The organism is Micromonospora sp. bgisy143 (assembly GCF_057708145.1).
On sequence record NZ_JBYIRN010000005.1, the window covers coordinates 72,916 to 94,747 of the forward strand.

Annotated in this window: 14 protein-coding genes; 3 read left to right on the forward strand and 11 right to left on the reverse strand. The window is 73.0% G+C overall.

All coding sequences use genetic code 11. The features are described from left to right. The first annotated feature begins 3 nt into the window (after nt 1-3). Together wecB and AC3EN4_RS09745 are read left to right on the forward strand one after the other, a co-directional pair. A complete protein-coding gene (gene wecB / locus AC3EN4_RS09740) occupies nt 4-1,164 on the forward strand; it encodes a non-hydrolyzing UDP-N-acetylglucosamine 2-epimerase (RefSeq protein ID WP_435205588.1) in 1,161 nt (386 codons plus the stop codon). 130 nt (nt 1,165-1,294) lie between these two features. Further along, entirely contained in the window at nt 1,295-2,767 is a 1,473-nt protein-coding gene (locus AC3EN4_RS09745) for an acyltransferase family protein (protein ID WP_435205589.1), read from the forward strand. Between the two features lie 94 nt (nt 2,768-2,861). Here AC3EN4_RS09745 and AC3EN4_RS09750 read toward each other — a convergent pair whose 3' ends face one another. From AC3EN4_RS09750 to AC3EN4_RS09760, 3 genes are all read right to left on the reverse strand, one after another. After that, the gene (locus AC3EN4_RS09750) at nt 2,862-4,715 is read right to left on the reverse strand and encodes an adenylyl cyclase (protein ID WP_435205590.1); all 1,854 of its coding nucleotides are present in this window, start codon (nt 4,713-4,715) and stop codon (nt 2,862-2,864) included. Between the two features lie 203 nt (nt 4,716-4,918). Further along, nucleotides 4,919-5,593 carry a maleylpyruvate isomerase N-terminal domain-containing protein gene (locus AC3EN4_RS09755; RefSeq protein WP_435205591.1) on the reverse strand — a complete coding sequence of 225 codons (675 nt, stop codon included), beginning with the start codon at nt 5,591-5,593 and terminating at the stop codon, nt 4,919-4,921. Between the two features lie 73 nt (nt 5,594-5,666). Further along, complete coding sequence (locus AC3EN4_RS09760; RefSeq protein WP_435205592.1) at nt 5,667-6,470, reverse strand: alpha/beta fold hydrolase; 804 nt, start codon at nt 6,468-6,470, stop codon at nt 5,667-5,669. A gap of 109 nt (nt 6,471-6,579) precedes the next feature. On the opposite strand from AC3EN4_RS09760, the gene AC3EN4_RS09765 reads away from it, so the two are divergent. Further along, a complete protein-coding gene (locus AC3EN4_RS09765; RefSeq protein WP_435205593.1) occupies nt 6,580-9,624 on the forward strand; it encodes an AfsR/SARP family transcriptional regulator in 3,045 nt (1,014 codons plus the stop codon). Between the two features lie 11 nt (nt 9,625-9,635). Here AC3EN4_RS09765 and AC3EN4_RS09770 read toward each other — a convergent pair whose 3' ends face one another. The 8 genes from AC3EN4_RS09770 to AC3EN4_RS09805 all read right to left on the reverse strand — a co-directional run bounded on the left by AC3EN4_RS09770 (nt 9,636) and on the right by AC3EN4_RS09805 (nt 21,776). Beyond that, nucleotides 9,636-10,190, reverse strand: coding sequence for a dihydrofolate reductase family protein (locus AC3EN4_RS09770; RefSeq protein WP_435205595.1), 555 nt, complete (start codon nt 10,188-10,190; stop codon nt 9,636-9,638). Nucleotides 10,191-10,263: 73 nt separating this feature from the next. Continuing rightward, nucleotides 10,264-12,132: a S9 family peptidase gene (locus AC3EN4_RS09775; protein ID WP_435205596.1), complete on the reverse strand. Its 1,869-nt coding sequence runs from the start codon at nt 12,130-12,132 to the stop codon at nt 10,264-10,266. Beyond that, nucleotides 12,133-13,911: an N-acetylglutaminylglutamine amidotransferase gene (locus AC3EN4_RS09780; protein WP_435205597.1), complete on the reverse strand. Its 1,779-nt coding sequence runs from the start codon at nt 13,909-13,911 to the stop codon at nt 12,133-12,135. It abuts the gene before it with no gap. 98 nt (nt 13,912-14,009) lie between these two features. Beyond that, entirely contained in the window at nt 14,010-16,679 is a 2,670-nt protein-coding gene (locus AC3EN4_RS09785) for a glutamate--cysteine ligase (protein WP_435205598.1), read from the reverse strand. A gap of 244 nt (nt 16,680-16,923) precedes the next feature. After that, entirely contained in the window at nt 16,924-18,294 is a 1,371-nt protein-coding gene (locus AC3EN4_RS09790; RefSeq protein WP_435205599.1) for a cellulase family glycosylhydrolase, read from the reverse strand. Between the two features lie 96 nt (nt 18,295-18,390). Next, the gene (locus AC3EN4_RS09795; RefSeq protein ID WP_435205600.1) at nt 18,391-19,242 is read right to left on the reverse strand and encodes a hypothetical protein; all 852 of its coding nucleotides are present in this window, start codon (nt 19,240-19,242) and stop codon (nt 18,391-18,393) included. A 63-nt stretch (nt 19,243-19,305) separates the two neighbouring features. After that, nucleotides 19,306-20,562, reverse strand: coding sequence for a vWA domain-containing protein (locus AC3EN4_RS09800; RefSeq protein WP_435205601.1), 1,257 nt, complete (start codon nt 20,560-20,562; stop codon nt 19,306-19,308). Next, a complete protein-coding gene (locus AC3EN4_RS09805) occupies nt 20,559-21,776 on the reverse strand; it encodes an AAA family ATPase (RefSeq protein ID WP_435205602.1) in 1,218 nt (405 codons plus the stop codon). Before AC3EN4_RS09805 ends, AC3EN4_RS09800 begins: the two co-directional genes overlap by 4 nt. Nucleotides 21,777-21,832 lie beyond the last annotated feature (56 nt).

Genomic DNA, 21,832 nt, shown 5'->3' on the forward strand with positions numbered 1-21,832 from the left:
ACCATGTGTGCGAGCAGGTCGTCGACACGAGAGGTTCTGATCCTCGCCGGCACCAGGCCGGAGGGGGTGAAGACCGCGCCTCTGATCCGCCGTCTCCTCGATGCTCCGAGGTTCACGGTGCGGGTGGCGGACACCGGCCAACAACCGGGACGCGTCGCCGAGGCACTCCTCCCGTTCGGCCTCCGCCCCGAGGTGAGCCTGTGCCCACAACGGCGCAGCGGCTCGCTCGCGGAGTTGGCGGCGGCCCTCATCACGGGGGTCGACGACCTGCTCGCACACGACCGTCCGGCGGCGGTCGTGGTGCAGGGGGACACCACGACCGCCCTGGCCGGCGGGACGGCCGCCTTCTGGCGACGCATCCCGATCGTCCACCTGGAAGCCGGCCTGCGGACCAACGACCTGGACCGGCCGTTCCCGGAGGAGGCGAACCGCGCGATGCTCGCCCGGATCGCCGCCCTGCACCTCGCGCCCACGGAAGCCGCCAGGGCGAACCTCCTGCATGAGGGCATCGCCTCCGAGGCGATCACGGTGACCGGAAACACCGTCGTGGACGCGCTCGAGGACCTCGTCGAGCGCGGCGCGGCCCGGCCACCGGCCTGGGTCGAACCGACCCGCAAGCTGGTGGTGGCGACGGTGCACCGCCGGGAGAACTGGGGCCAGGGAGTGGCGGACACGATAGACGGGCTGCGCCGCCTGGCACGGCAGCGCCCCGACGTCCAGGTCGTCATGGTCGCCCACCCGAATCCCCGACTCAGCGCCGAGGTCAGCGCGGGCCTGGCGGGCATCGCCAACACGCGGGTCACCCCGCCGCTGCCCTACCCGCAGATGGTCGGGCTGCTGCGGATGGCAGACCTGGTCGTCACGGACTCGGGCGGCCTGCAGGAGGAGGCGGCCACCCTGGGAGTACCGCTGCTGGTCACCAGGGACGCCACGGAACGTCCGGAGGCCCTGGCAGCGGGGCGGGGCGAGTTGGTCGGCACCGACCCGGAGTTGCTGCTGTCGGCCGGCCTCCGGCACCTCGCCACCGAACGCGCGCCGATGGCCGGCTCACCGTTCGGCGATGGACGGGCCGCCGAGCGGTGCGTCGCCGCCATAGCGCGGCTCCTGAACGTGTCGGACCGGCGCGTCACGCAGGTTCGTCGAACGATCGGCGCCCCCGTCTGACGGCACCGTCAATTCGGACAATCATCCGGTTTGTCGGACAAAAATACCCATAGCGCCTGATAATTGGCCCATCGATCGGCAGCGTTTCGAGCCGAGATCGTCACAGTTCAGTGATCGAAGGAGTCGTCAGGTGCAGGCGTTGGTCAACGGGCAGCAGTCCCCGACTCTGCAGGACAGGTTCTCCGCCCAGCACAACGCCTTTGGCGTACTTCGCCTGGCGATGGCCTGCGGCGTGATCATCGCGCACGCCGGGCCACTGGGCTTCGGTCGGGCGAACATCGGCGCGGCGACGTTCGGTCGACAGAGCGACCTCGGCACCATGTGCCTGTACGGCTTCTTCCTGATCTCCGGCTTCCTCATCACCGACAGTGCCCTGCGCTCCACCCTGCGCCAGTACGTCCGCGCCCGGGCGCTGCGGGTCTTTCCCGGGTTGTGGGTCTGCCTGCTGGTCACCGCGTTCGTGTTCGCCCCGCTGGCGGCGCTGTACGAGAACGGCAACCTCGACGGGTTCTGGGGGCACCCGGACGGCCCGTTCGCCTACGTCACGACGAACGTCCTCGCCTCGATGGAGCAGTTCCCCATCGCGGGGCTCCTGGCCGACACCCCGTACGGACAACTCGTCGGCGGACCGAGCGCCTTCGACGGGTCACTGTGGACACTTCGGTACGACCTGGCGCTCTATGCCGTCGTCGGCATCCTCATGGTGACCTCGGTGCTGCAGCGCGCTCCTCGCGCGGTGCTCGTGCTGACCGGCGGTTGCTACGCCCTGATCCTGGCGGACTTCTTCGCGGCGCCCGACTGGAGCTCCCGGCCGCCCCAGCACGGCGCGGTCGGGCCGTTCCCGCTGATCGGGGCATTCGCCGCGGACTGGACGTTGATACTCAGCTTCCTGTTCCTGGTGGGAGCCGCCGCACGTCTCTACGCCCGCCGGGTCCCGATGAACTCCACGCTGGCCGTGCTGGCCGCCGTCACGCTGGTCGGCTCGCTGTGGCTGGGCGGATTCTTCGCGGTCGGTCTTCCGGCGTTCGCCTACCTGGTGCTGTTCGCGGCGGTCGCGTTGCCCAGGAGGTGGTCCCGCGTCAGCCGCCGGAACGACTACACGTACGGGATCTACATCTACGGGTTCCCGGTGCAGCAGATGGTCGCCCTGCTCGGCGGCACCCGGTTCGGGATCATCGGCTACATCGCGCTGAGCCTGCTCGGCAGCGTCCTGTTCGCCGCCCTCTCCTGGCACCTGGTGGAGCGCCCCGCACTCGGGTTCAAGACCGGCAGCGGTCGCGCGCGGCACCGGGTCGTCAAGCAGGCCGCCCGGCAACGCCCACAGCGCGCTGCCGGGCCGGTGGGCGCCGGCAGGGCCGCGGCCCGCCCGTCGACGGGACGGCACCAGGCCGGCACACGGCACGGCCGTCCGACGCAGCAGATTCCGAAGACGGGGGTCGCGCTGCGCCGCGCCGGCCGGTCCCGTACGCCGGACCTGACGTTCCTCGTCCCGCCGGGCCGGGCCACGACGGCAACCGCGTCGGGTAGCACCATACCGGGCATCCCGGCCATGACCCCGCCGTCCGGGCGCGCGCAGACCACCGCCACGACGTCGCCTGAGTGACACCGCCGGGGCCGCAGCCGGTGGCTCCGGCCCGACGCGGGAGGGCCGGAGCCGTACGTCGGCTCCGGCCCCTCCTTTGGTACGCCTTGAAGCGTTACGACACCGGGTACTGCGCGAGGTAGACCGGCACGCCGACCTTCGTCATGTCGGCCGCGTCGCCGACACCGTTGACGACGTGGTCGATCGTGCCCGCGCTCAGGTTGACGGTCATGATGTGGTGCAGCCGCACACCCGGCCGGTTCGGCGCCTCGAAGCCGTTCTCGGTGTGGATCGACGGGTTGTTCTGGTTGAACACGTACACCCCACCGCCGTAGAGGTCGTGGTGGCGTACCCGGTCGCCGACCTTGTAGCCGGCGTACCCCTCGACCGGGCCGTTCATCCAGTCGGCCTGCGTCGGCGGGTCGTACGGCAGCTCGTTCTGGTAGAGGACCGTGGTGCCGTGCTCGCCGTTCCACACGGTGTTGTAGCGCTGGAAGTGCTCGACGAACAGGCCGGTGGCGGTCACGTGATCGCCGTTGATGACCGCGCCGTACCGTCCGGTGTTGGTGCGCCAGCGGTCGGTGTCGCCGTTGACGCCCTCGGTGAAGCCCTCGACGCCGTGGTCGCCGCGCCACACCCAGGTGTGGTCGATGAGCACGTTGTCGCTGTTGACCTCCAGCGCGGTGTTCGTCCGGCCGATGTGCGGGCCGCCGACCCGGAAGTACACGTCGGACAGCGTCGTCGGGTTGGCCGGGCTGCTGGCGTCGTGGCCGTGCTGCCGGCCCACCCGCAGCAGCACCGGCGACTCGACCGTACCGGCGTCGATCGTGACGCCGGCGACGATGACACCCGGCACGTTGGCGACGTCCAGCGGGACGGCGCCGTTCACGGCGGTGAGGGTGGCGTGGCCGATGCCGAGCACCACCGTGTTGGCCCGGCGGATCTCGATGCTCCGGGCGATGTCGTAGACGCCGGGGGTGAGCAGCAGGTGCTTGCCGCGGGCGAGCTGCGCGTTGATCACACGGACCGGGTCGGACGGCTTCGCGATGAAGAAGTCGTCGATCCCGATGGTCCGTCCGGGGGTCATGCCGTTCGCCCAGGAGACGCCCCGGGTGTCGCGCTGCGCCGCCGGCACCCGCACGTTGTAGCGGCCCTTGGCGTCCACGAACAGGTACGGCTTCTCCCGGCTCACCGGGGTCGTGTCGAGGGTCGTGTACGGCGGGTCGGGGAAGGTGGCGTCGTCCGGCGCACCCTCGACGCCCGCGAACACCTGGTTCCACACCGCGTTCGACCACCCGGCGACCTCGCTGTTGCGGGTCAGCCACTGCTGCTGCGAGCCGTTGGTGGTTGCCGGCAGCCGCGAGTCGGCGATGAAACCGCCGCTGGCGTACTGCGGGCCGGCCGTACAGTAGTCCATCAGGGACAGCCCACCGCCGGTGATGTTGAGCCGGCGCATCGAGACCGCCTGGGACACCGCCCAGAAGTTCGCCGTCGAGCGGCAGCCGTCCTGGCCGGCGGCGTTGACGGTGAGCGACAGGTTCGACAGGGTGCGCCAGAAGTTGACAAGCGCGAGGCAGTTGCCGGTGCCACCGTCGGCGAGGCACCGGTTGTAGACCTCGATCTTGCCGTTGACGGCGACGTCGGTGGGGGACGCGCCGAGGCCGGCGACCTCGGTGTAGTAGCCGACCTTGGCCTGCAACGGCTGCTCGGCGGTGCCGTAGCTGCCCGGCGTGAAGAGGTACGCGTGCCGCGCGGTGCCCATCTCGTTGTCGACCTGGCGGGCGTGCGCGGCGTCGAGGGTCTGCTGGATCTGGGTGACCGGCATGGACGGGTCGAAGATGGTCACGTTCGGCCCGAAGTCGGGTGCGCGGTGCGTCGGGCGACCGGCGCTGGCCGCGGTGCCGCTGATGGCGACGGCGGTGGTCACCAGCAGGGCAAGGGTGAAGGTACGTCGGGACGGGCTCGTCATGTGGTTCGTCCTATCGACTGGGCGGACCATGGGCGCACTCGGCGGTGAGAGCGCTCTCTGACCCCGTTTCTACCCTCTGGACGCCCGGTACGCCATGCCCCCCGGCCCTTCCCCCGCGATCTTGCACTTTGTGTCGACGATTCGTGCCCTTGGATGGGCTTTGTCGCGACAGAAAGTGCAAGATCGCGGGGGGCGGGGGCGGGTCAACCCAGGGTCAGGGGGCGCAGGCCCAGACTCTTGAGGGCTTGGGCCTCGTCGGGGGTGACGGGGGCGCGGCCCGTTGCCCTGCGCAGGAGGGTGGTCGGGTTGGGGGCGATGGCTTGCGCTGTCGGCCACTGTGGGCCGAAGAGCAGGCGCAGCAGGTGTTCGGTGGCGGCCCGGGTGAGCCACGGCTCGCGGGCCACCGCGTCGGCGACGTCGAGGCCGTGCAGGGCCACCTCGACCAGGCGGGTGGTCAGGAAGTCGGACAGCAGCATGGCGTCGCCGTGCCTGGTCCGGACCACCCGGTCGACGGGCTCGTCGCGGCACACCTCGACGACGGCCCGCCCGGTGTCCGCGAGATCCCGCACGAGTGTGGCCGCGTCCGGGTCGGCCGCGCGGCGCTGCGCCGTCCGTACCCGCTCGTCGTTCGTGTCGTCGCTGAACCGCCCGTCCGCGCGGTAGTACTCCGCCGCGGTGGTCCCGGCCCGCCCGGGAGCGGGCGCCGCGACCATGTCCGGCACCCGCGAGAGTACGACGATGACGTGCCCCACCACGTCACGTACCCGCCACGGATCGCAGCGCGAAGGCTGCTCCCACCCCGCCGGCGGCATCTCGGCCAGGGCCCCGGTGAACGCGTCGATCTCGCCGGTCAGAACGGACAGGACATGCTCAGTCATGACCCCATCCTGCCCCGCCCTCCCCTCCCCCGCGATCTTGCACTTTGTGTCGACGTTGTGCGGCATTCGCGCGCTATGCCGCGACAGAAAGTGCAAGATCGCGGGGAGGAAGGGGGGCCGCCTCGGGGTCGTCGAGGAACTCGTCGATCATGGGGGCCAGCCAGTCGGCGCGGTGCGGGATCGTGGTGTGGGTGGTGCCGGGGAGGATGGCCAGGCGGCAGGCGGGCAGGCCGGTCAGGTCGCCGGGCACCGCGCCGCCGAGCAGCCGGAACATCCGTACCGCGTGCTCGGGCTGGACGATGTCCGAGTCGGCGAGCACGATCATGGTGGGTACGGGCAGGGCGGCGATCTGCTCGGGCGTCCACCGGGGCAGGTCCGCGTCCAGCACCTTCATCTTGGTCACCAGGTTGGCCCAGCCCGCCGGGTCCGGGGCGGTCCGCAGGTACTCGTCGTGGAACTCCGAGCCGTGCAGGTGCTCCGGTTGCAGGTCCTGGATGCCGTCGAGCAGCCCGGGGTGCAGGCCGGCGTCGTCGAAGCTCACCGAGGCGAGCACCAGCCGTCCGACCCGGTCGGCGTGATGGGTGCCCAGGCGCAGCGCCACCGCCGCGCCCATGCTCCACCCGTACATGTCCGCCCGGTCGACACCGAGGCGGTCGAGCAGTTCGACCACGTCGGCGGCGAAGTGCTCGACGGTCAGCGGACGGTCGACGTCCGGGGTGTGGCCGTGCCCCTGCAACTCGACCGCGATCACCCGCCGGGACCGGGCGAGGAGCGGCAGGATCGTGCCGAACGAGGTGCCGATGCCGGAGAGCGCGCCGTGGATGAGCACCAGCGGCCGGCCCTCGCCGTTGCCGTGAATCTCGTGGTAGATGTCCATGACGTCACGGTGCGCCCGCCCACTTACGGTCCGCTTCAGGTCGGCTTACCGGCGTTCGGAACTGTGCGAAACCGTTCGGTCCGACCGAGGACGGCGATACCGCCATAGGATGATCGCCGTGCAGTTCGGGGTGCTCGGGCCGCTCGCCGTCACCACCGATGCCGGCGAGCCCGTGGTGGTGCCCGGCACCAAGGTCCGCGCCCTGCTGGCCGACCTGCTGACCAACCGCAACCAGGTGGTCTCCGCCGACCGGCTCATCGACGACCTGTGGGGTGACGACTCCCCCGCCAATCCCACCGGCGCTCTCCAGGTGCGGGTGTCGCAGCTCCGCAAGGCGCTCAACGACGCCGAGCCGGGCGCCCGTGATCTGGTCGAGTCCCGCGCTCCCGGTTACCTGCTGCGGGCCGGCGCGGTCGACGCCGACCGGTTCGCCGAGTTGGCCCGGCACGCCGACGTCGGCCGGCTGACCGAAGCCCTCGCGCTGTGGCGGGGCGAGGCGTACGCCGACGTGGCCGACGCCGAGTTCGTCCGCGCCGAGGCGACCCGCCTCGCCGAGCAGCGGCTCGCCGTACACGAACGGCTGGCCGAGGCGCGGGTGGCCCGGGGCGAGCACGACCTGGCCGCCGCCGACCTGGCCGAACTGGTGGCCCGGCACCCCCTGCACGAGGGGCTGCGGGCGGTGCAGCTGCGCGCGCTGTACGCGGCCGGTCGCCAGTCCGAGGCGCTGGACAGCTACGCCGACCTGCGGGACCGGCTCGCCGACGAGTTGGGCCTCGACCCGAGCCCCGAACTGGTCGCCCTGCACCGCCGGATCCTCGAACAGGACGCCGGGCTGAGCGCGCCGCCGAAGGCCGCGATCATCCGCAACAGCCTGCCGGCGCAACTCGACGAGCTGGTCGGCCGGGCCGAGGCGTTGACCGAGCTGCGGACCCTGCTGCCCGCGCAGCGGCTGGTCACGCTGGTCGGGCCGGGCGGTGTCGGCAAGACCCGGCTGGCCACCGAGGCCGCCCGTACCCAGTCTCCGCCGGACGGCGTCCTGCTGGTCGAGCTGGCGTCGCTGCCGGCCGGCGACCCGGGCGTCGCCGAGCAGGTGCTCGGCGCGTTGGACGTGCGCGAGGCCGCCGGCGCCAGCCTGTCCCCCACCGACCGGCTCGTCACGGCGCTGCGACAGCGGCACCTGCTGCTGGTGCTGGACAACTGCGAACACGTCGTCGAGCCGGTCGCCGCGCTGGTCGCCCGGCTGCTGCGCGACGCGCCCGGGGTGAGCGTGCTCGCCACCAGCCGGGAACCCCTCGGGCTGACCGGGGAACTGCTCTGGGACGTACCCCCGCTGTCGTTGCCGTCGTTGGACGGCGACCCGGACGCGGTCCGGCGCTCCGCGGCGGCCCGGTTGTTCGCCGCCCGCGCCGCCGCCCAGCAGCGCGGGTTCCGCCTCGACGAGCGCACCGCGCCGGCCGTGGCCCAGCTCTGCCGTCGCCTGGACGGCCTGCCGCTGGCGTTGGAGCTGGCCGCCACCCGGGTCCGCGCGCTCGGCGTGCACGGCGTGGTGGAACGGCTCGACGACCGGTTCCGGCTGCTCAGCACGCAGCAACGCGACGTGCCGCCGCGCCAGCGGACGCTGACCGCGGTGATCGGCTGGAGCTGGGACCTGCTCGACGAGGCCGACCGGCGGGTGCTCGCCCGGCTCGCGGTGTTCCGCGACGGCTGCACGCCGGAGGCCGCCGAGCAGATCTGCCGGACCGACCTGGACGCCCTCGCCCGGCTGGTGGACCGGTCGCTGGTGGTGTTGGACGACTCGCCGGAGGGTCCGCGCTACCGGCTGCTCGAATCGGTGGCCGCGTTCTGCCTGGACCGTCTGGAGGACGCCGACGACGTCCGGACGCGGCACGCCGCCTACTACACCGCGCTGGCCGAACGCGCCGACCCGGAGTTGCGCGGGCCTGACCAGCGGCGGTGGCTGGCGGTGCTGGACGCCGAGACGGCGAACCTGCGCGCGGCGCTGGCCCACGGCGGCGGATTGCGGCTGGCGGTCGCGCTGAGCTGGTACTGGTATCTGCGCGGACGGCTCACCGAGGCGGGCCGAGCCCTAGCCGTTGGCGGCGACCCGGAACAGCAGCGGACCGCCGCGCCCTGGCGGGTCGGTTTCGCGCTGCTGCGCGGTGCCGCGGTCGCGGCGGCGGACGTCCGGGCGGCGGTCGCCGCGGAGCCGGCCGGCCGGGGCGCGTGGTTCGCCGCGAACGCGCTGATCGACAACAGTGACCTGACCCTGGCGGCGGAGTTGCTGCCCAGCACCGCGGCCGACACCTGGACCGAGGCGGCGGTGCTCGCCTCCCGGGCGAAGATCGCGCACGTCGCGGGCGACCAGGCGACCCTGGAACGGGCGGCGACCCGCAGCGCGGCGCTCTTCGCCGAGCTCGGCGACCGGTGGGGTCGGCTCCAGGCCACCGAGTGGGTGGGTGGACTGGCCGAACTGCGCGGCGACCACGAACGCGCCGCCGCGCTGCACGCCGAAGGGCTGCGCTGGGCCGAGGAGTTGCGGCTGTGGCCGCAGGTCGGCACCGAACTGTCCTGGCTGGCCTGGCTGGCGGTGCAGACCCGGGACTATCCGCAGGCCCGGGAGCTGGCCGAACGCGCGTACCACCTGGCGGTGGAGCAGGACGCCCCGGGCGCGCTCGTCTTCGCCGAGCTGAGCCTCGGACTGGCCGCCCGCCGCGACGGCAAGCTCGACCTGGCCGTCACCCACCTCGGCAACCTCGCCGAGCGGGGTCGCGCCGAGGCACAGCCCGCGCTGTACCTGCCGCCGGTCCTGGTCGAGCTGGGGCACGCCGTCGAACAGGGTGGCGACCCGGACGCGGCGCTGGCCCTGCACGTCGAGGCGTTCGAGACCGCCGAGGCGATGGCCGCGCCCCGGGACGCGATCTTCGCGCTGGAGGGGATGGCCTCGGCGGTACGCGTGCCGGAGGTCGCGGCCCGGCTGCTCGGCGCGGCGGCCGCCGCCCGGCTGGAATCGGAAGCGCCGTGCGCGCCCGCCGAACGCGACGAGGTCGACCGGGTGACCCAGCGGGTCCGGGCCGCCCTCGGGTCGGAGCGCTTCGACGCGCTTGTCAACGAGGGCGCGAAGCTGAGCCCGGGCGAGGCCCGGGCTCAGCTCTGAGGCGACGTCGATCAGGCGGCGGTCTTCGGCCGGTACGTCGCGACGATCACGCCGCTCTTGTGCACCTGGGTGTCGACCAGGTCGAACGATGCCGTGAAGCCCTCCAGCGGCGTCGTCACGCTCGACGCGCCCTGCAGGACGGGGTGGATCCAGAAGCGGACCTCGTCCACCAGGCCCGCGTCGACCAGTTGGGCGGTGACCGAGCCGAAGCCGTACTGGATGATGTTCTTGCCGTCCTGGGCCTTGAGCGCCCGGACCGCCTCCACCAGGTCGCCCTGGAGCACCTCCGTGTTGTTCCAGGTGGGGTCGGTGAGGGTGGTCGAGGCGACGTACTTCTTGACGTTGTTGAAGTAGGCCGCGCCGGTGGTCGGGTCGCTCTCGTCCTGCTGCGGCCAGGCGACGGACATGCCGTCGTAGGTGGCCCGGCCCATCAGCATCGCGTCGGCGGAGTCGGTCAGCTCGCCGGCGAGGCCGATAGCCTCCTCGTCGAAGTAGGGCGCGGTCCACATCGGGTTCTCGATGACGCCGTCGAGGGTGATGTAGGTCGAGTTGACGAGCTTGCGCATCGGTATCTCCTGGGTGTCGGTCGTGTGCTCCGGTGACACCCAGAACACTGCCGGCACCCGCTTACGATTCGCTTCAGGTGCCCTTGCGGGCGTCCGAAAGCAGCTCCACCAGCGGCAACGCCGGGGTGGCCGCCGCGAGGTGTCGGGTCAGCCAGGAGGTGGTGGCCGTACGCGCCGCCTCGGCGTTGTCCCGGGCCAGGAAATCGTGCCCCTCACCGGCGAGCACCAGGTGAGCGTGCGGCACGTCCCGGGCGGCGAGCGCCTGCGCCACCTGCGCCGACTCCCCCGCCGGCACGTTGGTGTCGTTCGCGCCGTGGATCAGCAGCACCGGCACGTCGAGCTGGTCGATCCGGGTCATCGGCGACAGGTCACGCAGCAGCTCCGCGTCGCGCACCGGGTCGCCGTACTTGCTGACGGCGGCGGCGGCGATCCACGGCTCGGTGCCGGCGTAGAAGGTGCGGAAGTCGGAGATGCCGCACTCGGCCACCCCGGCGGCGAACAGGCCGGGGAAGTTCACCAGCACCGCGAGCACCAGGTAGCCGCCGTAGGAGCGACCCAGGCAGCCGAGCTGGCCGGGGCGCGCGACACCGCTGTCGATGAGGTGGTCGGCGCAGGCCGCCACGTCGGCGATGGCCCCGTACCGGCCGGCCAGGTTGTCGGCGGCGACGAAGGAGCGGCCGAAGCCGGACGAGCCGCGCACGTTCGGCGCGAACACCGCGACGCCCTGCGCCACGAGGGCCTGGAACAGCGGGTTGTAGCCGGGCCGCTCCTGCGCCTCGGGGCCACCGTGCAGGCTGATCGCCGTCGGCCACGGGCCGGGGCCGGCCGGGCGGTAGAGCCACCCGGACAGCGGCAGCCCGTCGCGGGCGCGCAGGTCCACCAACTGCGGTGCGACACCCGCGCCGGTGCGCGCGGCGTCGGTGTCCGGCCGCAGCGGGCGCGGGGTACCGGTCGCCGGGTCGACCAGCCAGACCTCCCGGGGCTGCACCGGCCCCTGCGCGGTGACGCAGAGCAGGTCGCCGCCGTCGGCGAAGACGGCGTCGTCGAGCACCTCCCCGGGGGCGGTGACAGCCCGTGCGACGCCGGTGGCGAGGTCGTACAGGCTCAGCTCGCTGCGCCCGCCGTAGGTGTTCCACAGCAGCGCGGCCCGCTCCCGCCGGGCGTCGAGCGCGACGTACTCCAGCTCCGCGTCCGCCCGGGCCGCGACGCGCGTCGGGGCCGGTGTCGGTTCCGCGAGGTCGATGCGCACCAGCGCCGCCAGCTCCGAGAACGCGTCGGTACGCGCCAGCACGCTCGTCCCGCCCGGACCGAACCAGCCCTGGTCGGTGCTGCCCCGACCGGTGTCCGGCAGCAGGCGTACCCGGTCGCCGGTGGACACGTCGAGCAGTTCCAGCCAGCGGGCGTTGCGGGGACCCCGGCGCAGCAGGGCGGCGCGGGCATCGTCGGTGACGTCCAGGAGGGTGAGCAGGTCGTCCTCGGCGAGCACCCGCCGCTGCCCGGTGCCGGCGTCGACCAGCACGGCCGCGTTCCGCTCGGCGGTCTCGGTGACCGCCATCAGCGCGCCGCCGGGCAGCCACCGGGACAGGCTCGCGCTGTGCCGGCCGAAGCCGGCGACCTGGCGGCGTTCCGTGCCGTCCGGGCGCAGCACCCACAACTCGGTGCGGGGCGCACCACCGGGCGCGACGACGCAGGCCAGCCACTTCCCGTCCGGTGACCAGCTCACCGACAGGACCGGCTCGTCGCCGCCGGGCAGCGCGACGGCGTCGGCGGCGTCCACGTCGCGCACCCAGACGGTCGGGGTGCCGGACCGGTCGGACACGTACGCCACCCGCCGGCCGTCCGGCGACGGCGCGGGCGCGAAGTCCTCGCCGGGCGGCAGGATCACGGTCGGCCGGCGCCGCGCGGGACGGTTCCGGCGCGGCACCTCGGTCCGTACGCTCATCTAAACCCCGATCCGCTGCAACCAGAGCTCCAGCAGCCCGAGCTGCCAGAGCGCGTTGGCGCCCAACGTGGTCCGCCGGGCGTTCGGCGTGTCCAGCAACTCCTCCAGGTAGTCCTTGCGGAACAGGCCGCGCTCGCGCGCCGGGCGCGCGGTCAGCGCGTCCCGGACGTCGTCCAGCAGCGGGCCGGAGAGGTGCCGGATGGCGGGCACCGGGAAGTAGCCCTTGGGCCGGTCGATCACCTCGTCCGGGACGATGCCCCGGCTCGCGGCCTTGAGCACGCCCTTGCCGCCGTGGGCCAGCTTGAGCGCCGGTGGGCAGGCTGCGGCCAGCTCGACCACCTCGTGGTCGAGGAACGGCACCCGGGCCTCCAACCCCCACGCCATCGTCATGTTGTCGACCCGCTTGACCGGGTCGTCGACGAGCATCACCAGGCTGTCCTGGCGCAGCGCCGCGTCGAGCGCGGTGTCCGCGCCCGGCGCGCCGAAGTGGGCGGTGACGAACTCCAGGCTCGCGTCGTGGTCGAGCATCCACTCGGGCGCGAGGTGGCCGGCGAGGGCGTCGTGCCGACGATCGAAGAACACCCGGGCGTACGCCTCGACGGCGTCCGCGCGGGAGACGTTGGCCATCGGCGGGTACCAGTCGTAGCCGGCGAAGATCTCGTCCGCGCCCTGGCCGGACTGGACCACGGTGATCCGCTTCGAGACCTCCTCGGAGAGCAGGTGGAACGCCACGCAGTCGTGGCTGACCATCGGCTCGCTCATCGCGGCGACGGCGTCGTGCACGGCCGGTACGAAGCGGGCGGCGTCGATGCGGATCTGCTGGTGGTCGGTGGCGAAGTGACGGGCGATCAGGTCGGAGTAGTGGAACTCGTCGCCGGTCTCCCCCGCCGCCGCCTCGAAGCCGATGCTGAAGGTGGCCAGCCCGGTCTGGCCCTGCTCGGCGAGCAGGGCGACGATCAGGCTGGAGTCGAGGCCACCGGAGAGCAGCACGCCGACCGGCACGTCGGCGACCATCCGACGTCGGACGGCGGTGCGCAGCGCCGCCATAATCCGTTCCTGCCACTCCTCGGCGGACATGGCCGGCGCGGCGGCGCGGTTGAACTCGGGCCGCCAGTAGACGGTGTCGGTGCGGCGGCCGTCGGCGGTGATCACCCGTACGGTGGCGGGCGGCAGTTTGCGGACGCCGGCCAGGATGGTGCGCGGCGGCGGCACCACCGAGTGGAAGCTCATGTAGTGGTGCAGCGCCACCGGGTCCAGGTCGGTGTCCACGTCACCGGCGGCGAGCAGCGCCGGCAGCGTGGAGGCGAAGCGGATCCGGCCCGGCGTCTCGGCCAGGTAGAGGGGTTTGATGCCGAGCCGGTCGCGGGCCAGCACGAGGGTGTTCGTGGCCAGCTCGACCAGGGCGAACGCGAACATCCCGAACAGCCGCTCGACGCACGCCGTTCCCCACCGGTGGTACGCCTTGAGGATCACCTCGGTGTCCGAGGTGGACCGGAACGAGTAGCCGGTAGCGGTCAGCTCGTCGCGCAGCTCCCGGTAGTTGTAGATGCAGCCGTTGAAGACCAGGGCGAGGCCCAGCTCGGCGTCGACCATCGGCTGGGCGCCGGTGTCGGACAGGTCGATGATCCGCAGCCGGCGGTGCACCAGCGCCGCCGGACCGTGCTGCCACCGCCCCTCGCCGTCCGGACCGCGTGAGGACAGGACGGGGAGCATCCGCTCCAGGGCCGCCAGGTCCGGTGGCGCCCCGTCGAGGCGGAACTCGCCTCCGATACCGCACATGGCACACACCTCTCATCGGCTCGGTCCGCTCGGGCCGCTGACCGGTCCAGGCTTGGTGGACCGGGTTGCGTCCCGATGACATCCGCATCAAGCGTGGGTTACACCGAGGGTTCCCCGGCTCCGCCGAGCAGCCAGGTGTCCTTCGACCCACCTCCCCGCGACGAGTTGACGATCATGCTGCCGGCCGGCGCGACCCGGGTCAGGGCCACCGGCGCCACCTCCGCAGTCTCGCCGAGGAACACGAACGCGCGCAGGTCAACGTGGCGAGGCGCGAGCGCCGTACCGTCGAAGACCGGGTGGGTGGTGAGCGTGACCATCTCCTGGGCGATCCACCGGTGCGGGGCGGCGAGGATCTGCTCCCGGACGGCGTCCAACTCCTCCGCCTCGGCGCGCGGGCCGATCACCACCCGGTCGCCGCCATACCCGTCGACCGGCTTGAGCACCAGCTCGTCGAGCCGGCCCAGCACCTCGGCGCGCTGCTCGGGCAGCCCGCACAGGTACGTCGGCACGTCGCCGAGCAGCGCCTTCTCCCCGAGGTAGTACTCGATGAGCCGGGGCACGTACGCGTACAGCGCCTTGTCGTCGCCGACGCCGTTGCCGAGCGCGTTGGCCAGCGTGAGCCGCCCGGCGTGCACCGCCGCGAGCAGCGGCCAGCCCAGCGGCACCCCGTCCGCGCCCGGGGCGTGCAGCAGCGCCTCCTCGTCCATCCGCAGGTAGATCACGTCCACCGGGCTGCGGTGCCCCTCGGAGACCATGTGCACGCGGCCGTCCTGGACCAGCAGGTCACCGCTCTCGGTCAGCGGCACACCCATCTCGTCGGCGAGCAGCCGGTGCTCGAACCAGGCCGGGTCACCGGGGCCACTGCTGAGCACCACCACGGCGGGCTCGTCGGCGGCGGCCGGCGCGGCGGCGACCAACGCCCGGTGCAGCATCGCCGGTGTCTCGTCGGCGGGCAGCAGGTCGGCGGGGACCGGCAGCTCGGGCAGCACCGCCCGGGTGAGCCGCCGGTTCTGCACGGCGTAGCCGATGCCCGAGGGCACCCGCAGGTTGTCCTCCAGCACGTACCAGCCGCCGCCGGGGTCGCGGACGAGATCGGTTCCGGACACCTGGGCGCGGGTGCCGTGCCGCCCCATCAGCGCGCCGGTCGGGCGCAGCCCCGGCGAGGACTCCACCACCCAGGCCGGTACGACCCCGTCGGCCACCACGGCCCGGTCGGCGTACACGTCGCGCAGGAACGCGTCGAGCGCGCGGGCGCGCTGCACGAGGCCGGTACGCAGGGTCCGCCAGTCGTCGGCGGGTACCACCCGGGGCACCAGGTCGACCGGGAAGAGGCGGGTGCTGGCCTCGCCGGCCACGCTGAAGGTCACGCCCCGGGCCCGCTGCTCCTCGTCCCGGTCGTGCTCGCGCTGGCGCAGGCCGACCGCACCGAGGGAGCGCAGGGCGGCGAGCAACGGGCGGTATCCGGGCGTCGGCCCGGCCGGACCGAAGACCTCGTCGCCCGCGTCGGCGTACGTGGGCAGCGCGGGCGGTGGCGGCGCGCCGGGCAGCGGGGCACGTACCCGGCCCCGGGTCTCGTCGAGCAGCAGGTCGACCACGTCGGCCAGCCGGCCCCGCCGCTCGTACGCGCGCCGCTGCCGGGCGGCGGAGCTGCCCCGGTCGAGGGCGTACCGAATCAGCTCGCTGACCTGTTGCCAGTCCCCGGTCGCCTCGAGTTGCGGGCGCAGGTCGGTCACCAGGCGGCGGACCGCCTCGGCGGCCGGCACCGGCCGGGCCGAGCGGGGCAGGTCGAGCAGGTCGCCTTCGAGGCCGGAGCGGGCGGCCCGCCACACGGCGGCGCGCAGCACCGGCGGACGGACGGCGGTGCGCTCGACGCCGGCCCGCAGGGCGGCTACCTCGCGTCGCACGAGCGCCCGGAACAGGCCGGTGAGCAGGACGATCGTCTCGACGTCGGCGTTGGCGTCGGTGATCCGCAGCTCGACGGTGGGCACGTGCGCGGACGGCCGGACGTCGAAGTAGATCATCGCGGGGTCGGTGATGGTCTCGGAGGCGATCAGCTCGGCGACCAGGGCCTCGTGGTCGGCCGCGCTGGTCACCTCGCCCGGGTCACCGGCGGTGGGCCAGCGCTGCCAGACCAGCGAGCGGACGCTGGCGTAACCGCTGTCCTGGCCCATCCAGTACGGCGAGCTGGTGGAGAGGGCGAGCAGCACCGGCAGCCACGGCTGGACGCGGCGGGTGACGGCGACCGCCAGGTCCCGGTCGGAGACGCCGACGTGCACCTGCGCGCCGCAGATCAACTGCTCCCGGGCGAGCAACTGGTACTCGTCGACCATCCGCCGGTAGCGGGACGTGGGGGTGACGCTCGGGTCGCCGTCGGCGCGCAGCGGCACCGTGCCGGCCGCCACGATGCCCAGCCCGGCGCGGTCGGCGACCTGGACCGCCGCCTGCCGCAGCCGGGTCAGCTCGGCGCGGATCTCGTCCAGGGTGCGGCAGACGGCGGTGTTGGTCTCCACCACGCTGCGGTGCAGTTCGGCGGTGTACGACGTGGCCGGCAGCCGGTCGAGCAGTTCCCCGGCCCGGGGCACCAGCTCCCGGGTGTGCAGGTCGACGACGTGGAACTCCTCCTCGACACCGATGGTGGCGAGATCCGCCGGGTCGTCGTCGTACGCCGGCGGGGCCGGTGCGGGACGGGCCGTGGGCACGGCCCGGCCGTTGCCGGACCGGCCCACCGGCCCGTCGAACGTCGCCGCGTTCGTGGTGTTGTCGGCCATGGTCACCCCGGTTCGCGTGTCGGTGCTCTCGGCTGTCCGACGAGCGTTCCCAGGCTTGGTACCGGGGGTGTTTCCGGCGCGTTAAGGTGACGCGCCGTTCCGCCTCGTGGTCACCGAGTGACCGACGCACTCTGATCATTCTTGGACACCTGATCCCGCAATGGGATCGCCGATGTCGGGGCATCCCACTGGCTCGGATACCCCGACATCGGCGATCTGGAGTTGATCAAGCGCGCGGGCAGCGTCAGCGCATGTTGGCGACCACGAACGGCGCGTGGCCGTGCAGGTAGTTGTTCCATCCGCCGGTCACCGGCGCGCCCGGGCTGAGCAGGTTGGTGGTGTCGGTGCCGACGTCGAGTTTCCAGGCGGTCCAGGAGATGCCGTTCGCCCTCATCCAGTCGATCCAGGACTGCGCCTCGGGCAGGCAGGCCCGACCGTCGAGGCCACCGTCGGCGTTGCTGGCGCCCCACTCGGTGACGAACAGCGCCAGGCCGGCCCGGATCGCCGCGTCACCCTTGGCGCGCAGCGACGCGCCGTGGGTGCAGGAGTAGAAGTGCAGGGTGTACATGAGGTTGGTGCCGGACAGCGGGCTGGCCGCTGCGGCGTCCACGTCCTGCGACCACGTCGGCGTTCCGAGCACCACGATGTTGTCCGGGTCGGCGGCGCGGATCGCGGAGACCACCGCCTGGTGGTACGGCTTGATGACGCCGGTCCAGCTGAACTGCAACGGCTCGTTCCACGTCTCCCAGATCACGTTGGGCAGGTGACCGTAGCGGCGGGCCAGGTCACCGAAGAACGCCACCGCCTGGGACTGGTTGTTCTGCGCCTCGTGGGCGTGCCAGTCAACGATCACGTACACCCCGGCGCTGACCGCGTTGTTGATGATGGTCTCCACCTGCGCCCGCGCCCTGCCCGGATCGCTGAGGTACGCCCCGGCCGGCTCGACGCCCATCGCCGCGCGGATCACCTGGAGGTTCCAGTTGTCCCGCATCCACCGCAGCGCGGACAGGTTCTCGGCGTACGGGGCGGTCTCCCAGTTCAGCCACATGCTGCTGACGCCACGCAGTTGCACCCGGGCGCCGGTACGGTCGCACATCGTCGTGCCGCAGACCCGCAGTTGTCCGTACCGCTCGACCGGCGTGCCGGTGGTCGGCGGCGGGGTGGTGGGCGGTGGCGTGGTCGGGGGTGGCGTGGTGGGCGGCGGCGTGGTCGGGGGCGTGCCGCCGGAGCAGGACACGCCGGCGCCGTTGACGGTGCAGTTCACCGGGGTGCCCGAGCCGTTGACGAGGAAGCCGAACGACGTGGACGCGCCGGCCGCGAGGGCGCCGTTCCACGTCGTGTTGCTGAAGGTGTAGTGGCTGCCGGCGGTCACCTGCTGGGCGTTCCACGACTGGCTGATGCTCGTGCCGGCCGGGAGGTCGAACTCGACCCGCCAGCCGCTGATCGGCGCGGAGGTGTCGTTGGTGACCGTGACCTGGCCCTGATAGCCACTGCCCCAGCTGTTGGTCACGGAGAACGCGGCGGTCGCCGCGCTGGCCGGCGTGGCGATCGTCGCCACCGCTCCGGCCAGGAGGCCGGCGACGGCCAGCGACGTGACAAGTCTCAGTGTGCGCATGCGGAACCCGCTTCGGATCGACGGTGGTGGTCTGCGGCGGGGCGGCGCCTTCGCGCACAGTATCGATGGATGACGATTCCATGCAAGCCGGACGGGTCAGCGCCGCCAGCCCCAGCGACGCGAACCGGTCGTACCCTTCTCCCGGGCCAGCATCTCGGTCGCGATCCGCAACTTCTGGGCCGGCTCGGCGGCGGCCGGGCCCAGCGTCTCGACGAACCGATTGCCCATACTCAGCACGATGGCCGCCCGGTCCAGGTCACCGATCAGGACCAGGCACTGGGCGTACACCCCGTAGGTGTTGGCCATCTCCCAGAACGACAGCGGACGCGTCATGTCCAGCAGCCCCTGCCGCAGCTCACAGGCGCGCGACGCGGCCAACGCCGCCTCCTGGGCGCCCTCGGCCGACGACGGCCGGGTGAGGTGCCGGTGCAGCAGCGCCACCGCCTGATTGTGGTAGGCAGTCCCCATCGCCTCCCGGGTCCGCGGCCCGGCGGACGGCGGTTCCCCAGCACAGGTCAGGCCCACCGTCACGGCACGCTCCAACAGGTCCCGCCGGGTGGCGGGCTGGCCGGCGGCGAACGAGACCTCGGCCAGATCCACCAGCGCGGTGATCAGTTCGGCCAGGGCCTCGTCCCGGGGCGTGGCGAGCACACTCGCGAACTCGGCCGCCACGGCGTCGTACACCCGCTCGAAGACGACGACCGCCTCGCCGCCGGGCGCCATCGCGTCGGCGGCCCTGCCTCGCGCGGACAGCAGCATGCTGTGCCGCCACAGCGCCCGGGCCAACTGCTGCTGGTCCTCCCGCGCCGCCCGGCCGGGCTCCCGCACGGCCTCCCGGTACGCCTCGACCACCCGGACCCACAGCCGGTCGGCCTCCGCCCACGTCTGCTGTCGCGTCGAGCGCTCCCGCGCCTGCTCGAACAACCGTCGCCGCTCGTCCGGTCCCATGCCGCACCGCCCTTCGTGCCAGCCCCCAGCCCACACCAATAAAAGCAGTGAGCACTGTCGATTCTAAGTCGGACCGATGGTCACCACCCGCGCCCACGCCGGCGGTCGGGTCGGCACCCGGTCCACCTCCTCGCTCCACGACGCTCGGTGTCGGGGAAACAGCCCGACCACGGTCCGCGCCGACGGGCGCGTGGACGGCCAGGGCGTCTGCCCGTCGGTCAACGCCACGACGACGTCCGGTCGAGGCCGCACCCGCAGCGCTCGGGCGAACCCGGCACGCAGGTCCGTCCCGCCACCACCGATCAGCGGGATCTCCTCCGCGCGGCACAGCGGGTGCACGACCCGGGCCGCCGCGTCGCACGGCAACACGCTCACCAGGTCCCGTCGACCGCAGACGGCCCGGGAGATCGCCGCCACCTCGAGCAGCACGCTGCCCAACTCGGCGTCGCTGACCGACCCGGACGTGTCCACGATGACGCACACCGACGGGGGACGGCGGCGCAGGCTCGGCAGAACCACACCGGGTAGGCCGACCGACCGTCGGGACGGCCGCCCGTAGGTGTGGTCCGACCCGATCCCGGAGGCCACCGCCGCCGAGCGGACTGCCGCCCCCAGCAGGTCCCGCCACGGCTGCGGAGGGTGGAAAGCCTGCTCCGCCCAACGCCGCCACCCACGCGGAACGGAACCGGGATGCCCGGTGATGCCCTCCGCCACCCGGTGCCGCACCAGGTCACGCTCCTGCTCGCTGAGACCGTGCGCGCCCTCGGGCCCCAGGTCCCACCCCCTCGCCAGTCCGTCCGCGCCGCTGCCACAGTCCAGCCAGACCAGATCCTGGGTGCGCGGCCCCAACCCGAACTGGCGCAGGTAGTCCTCCATCAGCTCGCCGGGAGCGAGCCCGAGCGACGCCGGCTGGACGGCACCCGCCGGCATCACCAGACCGTCACCGAACACGTCGTCGTTGATCTCGCAGTCCGCGGCGATGTTCATCCGCAACCGCTCCCCACAACCGCTCAGCCCTCGCGCGCGGGCCACCCGGTCGCTCCTGCCGTGGTGGTCACGCAGCAGGTGCGACACCTCGTGCACCCACACCCCGGCAAGCTCCTCCAGCGGCGTACGGGCGACGAAGGCGGGCGAGACGTAGCAGCGCCAGTACCTGTCGACGGCCATCGTCGGCACCTGCCGTGACGCCACCGGTCGCAGGGCGAACAGCGCGGTGGCCAGGTAGGGGCGCACGCGGGCGGCGTGCAGTCGGGCGGCGTACAGCTTGTCGACGTCCAGCGGCACCGGGTCGCCCGCCGTCGTCGTACCTCCGCCGGTCATCGCGCGCCCGTCGCACCGGCCGCGATGCGCGCCGCCACCTGGTCGGCGCGGCGCGAGAGCGACACCGCCCCCGAGAGGCGTTCGATGGTGGCGGGCACCTCCCAGTCCTGGCGGCGCAGGGTGGCCAGGGTGGTCGCGGGAACCACCACCAGGTCGGGCGCGCCGGTCTCCACCGCGCGGGCCAGCAGCGCCCACGCGGCGTCCCACCGCGAGCGTTCGGGGCGGTTGCGGACCGCCGCGACCACGGCGTCCAACGTGGCCTGCCGCAGGTCACCGCGCTCGGGCAGCACCGCAGCCGCCGGGTCGGCCAGCAACTCCTCCGGGTCGGGCAGGTCCATCCTGTCCATGCTGGCCAGCAGTTCCAGACCGGGGCCGTCCCCGACCGTGCCCCGCACCAGCATCGACAGCACCTCGCGCGAGACGCCCGCGGCGGTCGCGAAGGCGGTCAACCGCAGCGCCATCTCCCAACTACGGGGCGACGGCCACGGCCCGCCGCGCGCCACCTCGGTGCTGGGCAGCCGGTGCACGAGATCCGGCCGCACGGAGAGCAGGCCGCACACCGCGCGCCGGGCGAAGGCGACGGCCTCCGGCAGCAGGGCCGGGTCGAGGCGGGGCAGCGTCGCGAGCGGCCAGGTCCCGCCGAGTCCACGGACGACGACCTCGTGGTCATGGGTCCACTGCAGGTGTACGAAGCGGTTCGCCAACGGTGGGCTCAACTCCCAGCCGTCGGCCGCCGACGAACGTGGATTGGCGGCGGCGACGATGCGGACGCCGGGTGGAAGCCGCAGCGCGCCGACGCGCCGCTCCAGCACGAGGCGCAGCAGGGCGGCCTGGACGGCGGGCGGCGCGGTGGACAACTCGTCGAGGAAGAGCAGGCCCCGGCCGGCCCGGACCAGGCGTACCGCCCAGTCCGGTGGGGCCATCGGAACGCCCTGGGTGGCCGGGTCGTCGCCCACGATGGGCAGTCCCGAGAAGTCGGACGGCTCGTGGACGCTGGCCACAACAGTGGTCAGCGGCAGGTCCAGGGTGGTCGCCAGGTTGGCCAGGGCGGCCGTCTTGCCGATGCCGGGCTCCCCCCAGAGCAGTACGGGCAGGTCGGCGGCCACGGCCAGGGTCAGGGCCGCCAGCTGGTTGTCCGGACGGGACTCGGTGGTGGTCGCGTTGAGCAGGGCGACCAGGTCGTCGGCGACGTCGAGCTGAGCAGATACGGGCATGAGTCATCACCTTGTGTGGGTTGTCGGCGGGTGGGAGAAGCCGCCATCTCGGAAGG